The sequence below is a fragment of the Roseateles sp. P5_B10 genome, from assembly GCF_056400485.1.
Window position 1 is genome coordinate 1 of record NZ_JBFULE010000127.1, and the last position, 10690, is coordinate 10690.

Sequence of the window (10690 nt, forward strand, 5' to 3'; positions counted from 1 at the left end):
GCAGATAGGCCAGTGATGAGTAGCCGGTGCCGAAGTCGTCAATGCTGAGCTTGAAGCCCATGCGCGCCAGCTCCTGCAGAACCTCGGCGCTGCGCTGCGGGTTGGCCATGGCCATGCTCTCGGTGACTTCGAGCTTGAGTCGGTGCGTGGGCACGTCGCCCAGCGCCGCGAGCGTGGCGCGGGCGTCGGCCAGCAGTTCCAGGTCGCGCTCCAGCTGCACGCCGGACAGGTTGACGGCCACCTCGCCGGTGAAGCCCAGCGGCTGCCAGCGTCGCAGCTGGCCCGCGGCCTCCAGCAGGGCCCAGCGGCCGATGGCGCAGATCTGGCCGCTGGCCTCGGCCACGGGGATGAAGTCGCCCGGCATGATCAGCCCGCGCTCGGGATGGCGCCAGCGGATCAGCGCTTCGAAGCCGAGCAGGGCGCGGTCCGACAGCCGCACAAAGGGCTGGTAGTGCAGCTCGAACTGCGTGCCGCTGGCCAGGGCTGCGTCGATGGCGTCGCGCAGCCAGCGGCGCGACTGTTCGACGAGCTGCTCGGCGGGGTCGAACTCATGCGTCTGGCCAGGGCCGCCAGCCTTGGCGCGAGCGAGCGCCCCTTCAGCCGCCGTCAACAGTTCGTCCGCCGTGGCCGGGCCATGGCGGCGCTGGGCCCAGGCGATGCCGGCGGTGAGCTGCAGCATGGGTGTCGCGACATTGAAGGGCGACTGCAGCAGGGCCTGCACGCGGCGGCCCAAGTCGGCCGCGCTGTCGCCACCGGCCAGCAGCAGTGCGAACTGGTCGGGGCCCATGCGCGCCACGAGATGACGCGCTCCGAAATTCGATTTGAGGCGGCTGGCCAGCTCGGTCAGCACGGTATCGCCAACGACGGGCCCGTGGGTCTCGTTCAGGGCCCGGAAACCATCCAGGCCGAGCAGCAGCAGGCCGGTCTCGGGCGCCAGCACGCCGGACAGCAGCTGCGTCAGCTGCTCGCGGAACAGCACGCGGTTGGCCAGCCCGGTGAGGCGGTCGTGCAGGGCGTCGAAGCTGATCTGCTGCTGCAGGCGCTGGCTCTCGGAGATGTCCGTCAGCGAGCCGGCCATGCGCACCGGCCTGGCGCTCTTACCTTCACCCTCGCGCACGGCCAGGCCGCGCGCCAGCAGCCAGCGCTCCTGGCCACCCTGATGGAAATGCAGCACCTGGTGGAACTGCAGGCTCTGCCCGTCCAGATGCGCCTGCAGCTCGGCCTCGAAGGCGTGGCGCATGGCAGGCTCCAGGGGCTGCGTCCACGCCTGGATGGCATGGCCGGCCTCGGCGGCAGACAGGCCCATCAGCGCCAGCCAGCGCGGTGAGTAATAGACCTCGCCCGTCGTCAGGTCCCAGTCCCACAGGCCGTCGTTGGCGCCCTGGGCCGCCAAGGCATAGCGCTGCTCGCTCGCGGCGAGCTGGCGCGCGGCCACCCGGCGCCGGCCCTGCTCGATGCCGGCACGCAGTGCGCTGCCGCCCAGCGTCGCGATGGCCAGGGCCAGCAGCGGCGGCGCCATTGCGAAGACGAAGTAGTGGCTCTCGAAGGCCCACTGCACGCCGGCCAGCAGGGCCAGCGTGCCCAGCACGATGGCGGCCAAGGCGACACCCAGGGAGCGGCGGGCGAGCAGCGCCACGGCGGCAAAGGGCAGCAGGAAGACGGCGGCCAGTTCGGCCGCGCCGCCCCAGGCCGGACGCACCAGGCTGCGGCCCGTCAGCAGGTTGTCGGTGACGGTGGCGATCCTCTCCATGCCCGGCAGGCGGGCGTCGTAGGGCGTGGGCACGTGGTCGCCGGCGGCCAGGGCCGACACGCCCAGGACCACCACGCGGCCTTGCAGCCGCGCCGGCTCGACGCGGCCGGCCAGCAGGTCGGCAAAACCCACGCTGTCAAAACTGCTGGCCGGGCCACCGGGACCGTAGTAGTTCACCCCGAGGCGCGACAGCTCGTCCAGGCGGAACTGCAGCCCCTTGCCGGCGGTGAATTCCGCGCCGAAGCGGGCTCGGGCTGCAGGCCAGTCGACACCGCGCGCGAAGGCGGCCAGGCGCAGCGGCAGGGAGGGATAGACCTCGCCGTTCAGGCGCAGCAGCGGCAGGTCGCGGCGCATGCTGCCGTCGGGTTCCGGCCGCACGCTGATGTGGCCCAGGGCCGCGGCGGCCTGGGCCAGGACGGCCTCCGGGGCGACGAGGCGGCGCGGCCGGTAGTAGCCCTCGCTGCGCGCCAGCGCGGCTTCGTCGTCATAGCGCAGCAGGGCCTGGGCCAGCACGGGCGCGGGCGCCGCGGCGGCGTCGGCCTTGCCGTCATCGGGCAGGGAGAAGGGAATGAGGGCGCAAGCGCAGGCTTTCATCGCCGCGGCCAGGGCGGCGCTGCCTTCGGGCGTACCGCCGCCGGGCAGCAGCAGGATGTCCAGCGCCACGGCGCGCGCGCCGCCCGCCTGCAGGGCCTGCACGGCACGCGCCATCTCGGCACGGTCGGGCACGCGCCCGCCCAGGGACTCCAGTGCGGCATCGTCCACGCGCACCAGCAGCAGCGGCAATTCGGTGCCCGGCGCCAGCTCACCGCGCCAGCGCGTCTGCCAGTCCAACGCCCATTGGTCGGGGCGTTCCAGCACAGGCACGTCGGCCCGCCAAGCCAGCATCGCCAGGCCCAGCAGGGCCGCCGCCAGGCCGATCAGCACATAGCCGATACGGGATCTCAATCCAGCGACCCCAGGCGCTGTTCGACGCGAGCCACCTTGTCGGCCGCCCAAGCCATGGCCGCCACGCACTGGCTGCCATCGCAATGCGTGCCGTTGAGCTTCTTCTGCAGGCGCACCGGGTAGCGTGGCTTGATGCCGCGGGTCTGCGGGCCGGCAGGCTCGACGTCGACCTCGCCGGTCTTCACCAGCACGGCGGTCGCGCGGTCGTCGCCGACCTCGACGCTGAACTCGGTGCCGCGCACGGCGGTCACGGCGGTGGGCGTGCGCACGCGCCAGCTGCCGCCGCCCGACGGCGTCACGCGCTGGCCGATCAGGCCCGTTTCCAACAGCAACTCGGCGGCCCGCGGTTGGGCAGGCGCCACGCTGAAGGCCTCGATGCGCAGCTGGCTCTTGTCGGCCAGCACAACGACGGAACCGTCGACGAACTTCAGCCGCACGCGGCCGGCCGCGCCGGTTCGCAGCGTCGTGCCGACGTCGAGCTTGTCGCCCACCGCCAGCGCCTTGYCATCGACGCGCTGGGCCTCGCCGCTGACGGCCATGACCTCGCAGGCCTGCTGGGCCAAGGCGGCTGAACTCAGCAGGGACAGGCACAACACCAGCAAACGCATTTCTTCAGACTCCTATCGAGATGGATCGCCGAACAAGGCGTATCCCGCCCAGTAGAACGGATGCGTCCAGCGCCCGCCACCGAGAGTTCCCTCGATCATCCCCACTTGAGCCAGGCGCAGTGCCTCGGCCCGCGGCGCCTTGGCCGAGAAGGTGGCGGCCGTCAGCACCGCGGCGGATGAGGTCTCTACCGCCCAATGCGTGGCCAGCACCGAGCGGCTGCCGGCGAAGAAGAAGCCGCGCACCAGGCCCGACATGGCCGCCCCGCCCTGCTCGCCCGCAGCCGTGTTGCAGGCCGACAGCAGCACGGCCTGGGCGTTCAGGCGCAAGGTCAACACGTCGTCGAGTTCGAGCAGCGGCGAGGCCGTGGCGTCGGGGCCAGGCGCCAATGCGAGCGCGGGCTTGGACACGCCTGGCAGCTCGCCGGGCATCAGCCCATGCGTGGCGAAGGCAACGACACGGCGGTCCTGCAGGGGCGCGGCCAGCACCGCCTCGCGCGTGGCGGCGGCGCCGAGCAGCAGATCGGTGTGCGGGTTGGCGCCCAGGGCCTTGGCCAGCGCCGTCAGCTCGATGCGGGTTTCGGGCAGCGGCGGGATGTCGCCATAGCTGAAACCCCAGGCGGCGTCGTACCTGGTGGCGCTGCTGTTCAACGCGGCGCGGCCGGCAGGGATCGTGGTTTTTGCGTTGGACTTGAACTGCGGGTCACCGACGCCGAACAGCGGCTTGGTTGCCAGCGCCGGCGCGGCAGCGCGGCGCAGCGCGAACAGTGCGCCGGCCGAGGGCAGTTGGGTGACGGCCATGCGGCGGGCAACGAAGGCGCTGGGCTCGGGTGTGGTCAGCACGGCCGCAAACGGCAGGGCCGCCAGCGCACCGTCGGCGGCGACAAGCAGGCTCTTCACATCGGCACCGGGCTGCAGCGGCGCGATGAGTTCGCGCCAGACTTCATGCAGGGCGGCCGTCGGCAGCGTCGGCGGGCGGCCGGTGCTCAGGTCCAGCGCCGTGCGGATCTGCACCACCTTGTCGGCCCAGCCGGCCGCGCCGATGCTGGACGCGGCAAAGCGCGTCGGCGCGCCGGGCGTGACCCACCAGGCCAGCGTCGCCCCCTCCAGCGGCTGCACGACGAGCAGGGCCTCGCCGGGCGACATCAGCTTTTGCAGCGCTGCGGGCGGCGGAAGTGCAGGCGTGACGAGGTCAGCATAGGCCGGGTAGGCCTTGGCGACGCGTTCGCGCTGGGCGTTCAAGACCTCACGCGCGGCCTGGGCCTGCTCCCGGCCCTGGCGCACCTGCTCGCGCACGGCGGCGAGTTCATCGGCCAGGGCCTTCTGCCTCTTCTTGCGTTCGGCGTCGGGCAGGGCCTTGAGCTCGGCCTTGGTCTCCTCGCTGCTGTTGCGCCGGCGCAGGCGGTCCTCTTCGTTGAGCTGGGTGGCCAGAGCCCCATTGCGCGAGCTGGCGGCGGCGCGCAGGTTGGCCTCCTCCTCCAGCAGCGCGCGCAGGGCTGGCGTCGCGGCCAGCAGGCGTGCCGTGGCGTCGGTCAGCGCGCGATGGGCGGCGCCGGCCTGCAGGCGGTCGGCCACCTGCATGGCGCGGTCGGTCCAGGCCGGCTCCAACGCCTCGCCGCGCAGGGCTCGCGCGCCGATCTCGCGCAGGAACTCGTCAAACGCCAGGCCCAGCACGAAGCCACGCGCGCCGTTGAGGTCCAGGTCCTGCCAGCCGCCAGGGTTGTCCAGCAGGGCCGTGAACAGCGGCTGGTAGTCGCTCCAGGCGCCGGCCATATCGCCCTTGAGCATGCGCACCAGGGCGCGCACGCCGCTGGCCTCCTGCGTCTGCGGATGGGTCTCGCCGTAAAGGCGCTGGCGATAGCGCAATACGCGCTCGACGGCGTCCAGGGCCTCGTCGAAGCGGCCGTTCTTGGCGGCCAGCAACGCGCGCAGCCGCCAGTCGCTGGCGCGGTCCTTGGCCAGGCTGTCGGCGGGCAGGCTGGCCAGGAAGTCGCGGTAGAAGGCATCGGCCTCGGGCCAGCGGCGCAGGCCGATCAGCGCCCTCACCTGCTCCTGGCGCGCCAGCCAGCGGGTGTGGCTGGCGGCACTGGCGCCCGAGCGCTGCAGCATGTCGTCGGCGCGCTGGGCGTTCTCCAGCGCGGCGGCATATTGCCGCGCAGCCACCTGAGCCTGGCCAAGGCGGTAGCTCCAGCGCGCACCCAACGCATCACTCAGTTGGCCGGCCCGCCACAGCGCCAGATTGCCCTGGGCAATCTGGATGGCCTCGGGGGCGCGGCCGTGTCGCACCAGGGCATAGACCAGCATGCCTTGCGAGCCGTCGTACCAGCCATAGGCGTCCTGCACGGCGGGGTCGCGCAGCGGCCGTTGGCCTCCGCTGGGGAGTCTGCGCGCGTCCTCCACGCCCTTCTGCGCCAGGCGCACAGCCTCCCGCAGCGTTGCCACCGCGTCGGCCAGCCGCCCTTCCCATCGCTCGATCTCGGAGCGCACCTGCAGGTGGTCGACGCGCAGCCGCAGCGTCGCCGCTGGGTCGCGGTCGCCGAGCGACTCCTGCGCCTGCCTGACCAGGCCCTGCGCACGCGACCACATGCGCTCCATGACCGCGCGGTCGCGCGCCTGGGCCAGCGCGTAGACGTGGCGCAGCGCGGCCGCCGCCCGCGTGGGCAGGCTCAGCGTCGCGTCGCTGGCAAAGGCATCGGCCGCAGCCATGGACTTGCCCGAGCTGCCCCAGATGAATTCGGCGCTGAGGTACTGGCGGATCCAGATCTCGCCGCCGGGCTGGCTGCGGCCAAAGGTGGCCAGCTCGCGCAGCAGCTCCACATATTTGCCGCGCTGTTCCAGCGCCTGCGCCGCGCGGGCCTGGCGCTGCAGCAGCGCGTAGCGGGCTGCGGGCTCGACGGGCAGCGCTTCAGCGAGCAGGGCTTGCGCCTCGGCCTCGGCCATGACGACGGGTGCCTCGCTGTCGTCTTCTTCCACCTGAGCCACGGCCGCGGACGCGGCCAACAGCAGGCCGGCAAACCAGATCTGAATCCTCATCGCCCCACCTCCAGTGCCGGATGCTAGGGGGCTTGCGCCAACCGGCGCCAGAGAGCTATTGCTGACGCAGATGTCTGGCCGGCAGCTGGGCCACAAGCAACAGCGAGGCCATCAGCCACATCGGCGCTACCAGGGCAGTGGCCGCGGCGAGGATGCCGAAGCCGGCGGGCATGGCCACCGTCGCACCGTTGACCGTCAACATGCGCAGGCCCAGCGCCTGGCCATGGCGACCGGGCGGCGTCACGTGGTGCAGCATGGCCATGATCATGGGCTGCACCGAGCCCAGCGCCACGCCCAGCAAAGCGGAGCCGCACATCAGACCAACGGTGCCCGGCAGCCAGGCATAGGCCATGAAGGTCAGCATTGCGACCACCATGGCCGTGCGCAGGGCCTTGACCTCGTCCAGTTCGTCGGCGAAGCGCACGATGGCCAGACGCACGCAGGTGGCCGCGGCAGCGAAGCTGCCCAGCACGATGCCGATGCTGACTGCCGACAGGCCGCGCGCATGGCCCACCACGGGCACGACGAAGCTGTGCGCATCCCAGCAGGCCGACAGCACCAGGTTGACGAGGATGAGGCGGCGAAAGGCCGGCAGCCGGAACAACTGCCAGGCGGCGCGCTCGCGAAAGCTCTTGGTCAGTGGCTCGGGCTGATGGCGCGGTACCTTCTGCGCAAAACCCCAGGCCAGCAGCGGCAGCAGCGTCGCGAAGCCGAAGGCAGCCGTCATGCCGAACTGATCGATGAGAATCCCGGCAATCACCGGCGCCAGCGCGTTGGACAGGGCCGGGCCCAGGGCCATCCAGCTGAAGATGCGCTTGAGCTCGCCCGGCTCGTCGGCCATCAACCCGGCCTCGCGCTGCAGCGCCACGGCCGCGACGGCGACCGCACCGCCACACAGCAGGCAGCCGACGGCGATGGCCCAGAGCTGCTGCACGGCCAACGCCAGCAGCGCGCCGCAGCCGGCCATCAGCACACCCACACCCACGGGCCGATGAAAGCCGTGCCGGTCCGCCAGCCGCCCGGCCCACAGCGACAGCACGATGGGCGCGACGGCGAAGAGGCTGAGCAGCAGGCCCACCGAGGCCTCGCCATAGCCGCGGTTGAGCACCCACAGGCTGGCGGTCACGCGCGTGGTGGCCATGCAGGCATGCACGCAGATCATCGTGGCGATCAGCCACACGAAGGCGTGGCGCAGATTGGCCTTCTTCCCCGCTGGGGCGGAGTCGGTCACTCGGCGTCCTCGCCGAGCTCAACGAGCTTGTCGAGCTGCAACATGCGCTGGGCTGCGTCGTCGGGCAGCGCCTCGACGCTCTTGAGCTTGCGCGTCATCTGGCGCGTGCGGGTCTCGGCTAGATCGATGGTGTTGCTGGCCTCTTCGAGCTTCTTCTTCGTCTTGGCCAGCACCTCGCCGAACTTGCCGAACTCGGTCTTGACCGCTCCCAGCACTTCCCAGACCTCAGCCGAGCGTTTCTCCAGCGCCAGCGTGCGAAAGCCCATCTGCAGGCTGGTCAGCGTGGCCAGCAAGGTGGTGGGGCCGCAGAGCATGACCTTGTGTTCGCGCTGCAGGCTCTCCATCAGACCCGGGCGGCGCAGGGCCTCGGCGTACAGGCCCTCGGTGGGCACGAAGAGGATGCCGAAGTCGGTTGTATGCGGCGGCGCGATGTATTTCTCGCGGATGGTGCGCGCCYCCATCCGCAGGCGCATTTCGATGGCCTTGGCCGAGGCTTCGGCGGCCACGGGGTCGCCCTTTTCCTGGGCGTCGAGCAGGCGCTCGTAGTCCTCGCGCGGGAACTTGGCGTCGATGGGCAGCCAGAGTGGCTGGCCATCGTCGCGCTGGCCAGGCAGCTTGATCGCAAACTCCACGMGTTCGGACGAGCCGGGCAGCGTCGCCACGTTGGCTGCGTACTGTTCCGGCGTGAAAACCTGCTCCAGCAGGCCCGCCAGTTGCACTTCGCCAAAGATGCCGCGCGTCTTCACGTTGGTCAGCACGCGGTTGAGCGAGCCCACGTCGCGCGCCAGGTTCTGCATCTCGCCCAGGCCCTTGTGCACCTGCTCCAGGCGTTCGGCCACCTGCTTGAAGCTCTCGCCCAGGCGCTGTTCCAGCGTGGCGTGCAGCTTCTCGTCCACCGTTGCCCGCATCTGCTCGAGCTTCTTCTCGTTGTCCTGCTGGATGCTGGTCAGGCGCAACTCAACGGTATGGCGCAGCTCGGCCATGCGCTGTTCGTTGCTGGTGGACATGGCCTTGAGCTGCTCGAGCATTGCATCGGTCAGGCGCTGCATGGACTCGCCCTGCGCCTGCGCACTGCGCTGCGCGGCGGCGTCCTGCGACTCGCGTGCGGCAAGCGCCTGCTGCGCGAGGGACTGGTTGCTGCCCTGCAATCCCTGCGTCAGCACCTGCTGGAATTGGGCAAGGCCTTGCACCAGTTCCTGGCGCGTGCCGCTGGCGCTGCGGCCCAGCTCGTCGCGCAGTTCGCGCTCCAGCCGCTCGTTGCTCTGCAGCAGCTCGGGCGCCACGCCGGTTTGCGGTTTCTGGCGAGCCCAGATCAACACCAGCAGGACCAAAACCAGGGCCAGCAGGCCCAGCATCAACACGTCGAACAGGCTCATGCGGGCCATTGTCGCCCGGCGCGCAATCGCTTTCATTGGTATCTTATTGGTATCGCGTAAAGTCGAGCGTCTGGTCTTTTATTGGCATTGTCAGGCGGGCGATGGAGCGACGACGTTTTGTTCTCGGGCTGGGCGGCGCGGCGGCGTTGAGCGGCGGACTGGCCGGCTGCGGCGGCGGTGGGAATTCGGCACCTGCGCCCTCTCCTGCGCCGGCGCCTGCCCCACCGGCCGGGCCGGATTGGGACAGCCTGTCGCGCCAGCTGCAGGGCCAGCTGGTGCTGCCCGCGCAAGCCGACTTCGACCGCCTGCACCGCGGCGCAAATGCCCGCTACGACAGCCAGTTGCCGCTGGCCGTGGCCCGCTGCGCGAGCGCGGGCGACATCGTCTCGGCCCTGGCCTTCGCCAAGCAGCAAAAGCTCGCCTTCACGGGCCGCAGTGGCGGCCACAGCTATCTCGGAGCCAGCACCGGCAGCGGCCTGCTCATCGACGTGGGCGCCATGGACAGCGTGCAGTTGGATGGCGACCGCGCCACCGTCGGCGCCGGCGCCAAGCTCACCGACGTCTACGACAGCCTCATCACCGCCGGCCGCTGCATCCCCTCGGGCAGCTGCGTCAGCGTCGGCATTGCCGGCATCACACTGGGCGGCGGCATCGGCGTGCTGGACCGCGCCTATGGCCTGACCTGCGACGCGCTGCTATCGGCCCGCGTCGTCACGGCCAGCGGCGAGCAGCTCGAATGCAGCGACACGTTGCAGCCCGATCTCTTCTGGGCGCTGCGTGGCGGTGGCGGTGGCCAGGTCGCCTTGGTCACGTCGCTGACTTTCCAGACCCACGCCGTCGCGCCGTTGACACAGTTCGGTGCGAGCTTCGCGCTCAGCGAACTGCCGGCCGTCCTGGCGGCCTGGCAGGCCTGGCCACAGACCCTGCCAGACACGGCCTGGTCCCAGCTCGCGCTGTCAGGCCAGGGGGCTTATCTGTGGGGCATCGCCATCGGCGACGCGGCCACCGTGCAGCCGCACTGGAGCGCCCTGCTCACGCGCATCGGCCGCACGCCGCCGGACGCCACGCTGCAGGCGCGCAGCTACCGCGACGTCATGCTCGGCAGTTGCGCGGCGCTGAGCCGCGCCCAGTGCCACCTGCCGAGCCAGAACGCCAACGGCCAGCTGGGCCGCGTGGCCATGGCGGCCAGCTCGGACTATTTCGACAACGCGCTGGATGCCACCGGCGTCACCGCCCTGGGCCAGGCCCTGCAACAGCGTCGTGACAGCGGCCGCGCCGGTGCCGTGCTGCTCAACCTGATGGGCGGCGCCATCGCTCGCGTCGCGCCCGATGCGACGGCCTTCGCGCACCGCCGCGCCCTCTTCAGCGCCCAATACCTGGCCGAGTTTCCGGTCAGCGCAGCGGCTGCAACGCTGGACGAGGCCGCGGCCTGGACACACGGCATGCGCACGACGATGCAGGCGTGGAGCAGCGGCGGTGCCTATGTGAACTATCTGGACGGCCTGCTGGCCAGGCCGGCCGAGGCCTATTTCGGCGCCAACCTCGCGCGGCTGCGCCAGGTCAAGCAGGCCTACGACCCGGCCGGGATGTTCAAGGCTGTGCCGGACCTAGGGTGAGACGAGAGAGGCCACGGCGCGCGGGAGTTCGGCCTCGATGAGGGCCTCCAACGCCTTCACGCGCTGCTCGGCCGTCGTGGCGGCCCAGGGGTTGGCAGCGGCCTCGCGGTYCACCGGCAGGCGTGCCGCCACGG

The 10690-nt window shown here is 71.2% G+C and carries 6 protein-coding genes; 1 reads left to right on the top strand and 5 read right to left on the bottom strand.

Translation table 11 applies throughout. The features are described from left to right. From AC1DU6_RS10915 to AC1DU6_RS10935, 5 genes are all read right to left on the bottom strand, one after another. The coding region (locus tag AC1DU6_RS10915) for a CHASE2 domain-containing protein (RefSeq protein ID WP_477857149.1) at positions 1-2695 on the bottom strand (2695 nt) is incomplete at its 3' end. Further along, positions 2692-3303 (bottom strand): FecR family protein, encoded by a 612-nt coding sequence (locus tag AC1DU6_RS10920; protein ID WP_477857151.1) that lies wholly within the window; start codon positions 3301-3303, stop codon positions 2692-2694. The genes AC1DU6_RS10920 and AC1DU6_RS10915, both read right to left, overlap by 4 nt. 12 nt (positions 3304-3315) lie before the next feature. Next, complete coding sequence (locus AC1DU6_RS10925; RefSeq protein ID WP_457321900.1) at positions 3316-6333, bottom strand: CHAT domain-containing protein; 3018 nt, start codon at positions 6331-6333, stop codon at positions 3316-3318. Positions 6334-6388: 55 nt separating this feature from the next. Next, positions 6389-7564, bottom strand: a complete 1176-nt coding sequence (locus AC1DU6_RS10930; protein ID WP_056194955.1) for an MFS transporter — start codon at positions 7562-7564, stop codon at positions 6389-6391. Next, on the bottom strand, positions 7561-8940 hold the full coding sequence (locus AC1DU6_RS10935; RefSeq protein WP_477857154.1) for a DNA recombination protein RmuC: 1380 nt from the start codon (positions 8938-8940) through the stop codon (positions 7561-7563). Before AC1DU6_RS10935 ends, AC1DU6_RS10930 begins: the two co-directional genes overlap by 4 nt. A 101-nt stretch (positions 8941-9041) precedes the next feature. Between AC1DU6_RS10935 and AC1DU6_RS10940 the strand changes: the two genes are divergently transcribed. After that, positions 9042-10556 carry an FAD-binding oxidoreductase gene (locus AC1DU6_RS10940; protein ID WP_477857155.1) on the top strand — a complete coding sequence of 505 codons (1515 nt, stop codon included), beginning with the start codon at positions 9042-9044 and terminating at the stop codon, positions 10554-10556. The last annotated feature ends 134 nt before the right edge of the window (positions 10557-10690 follow it).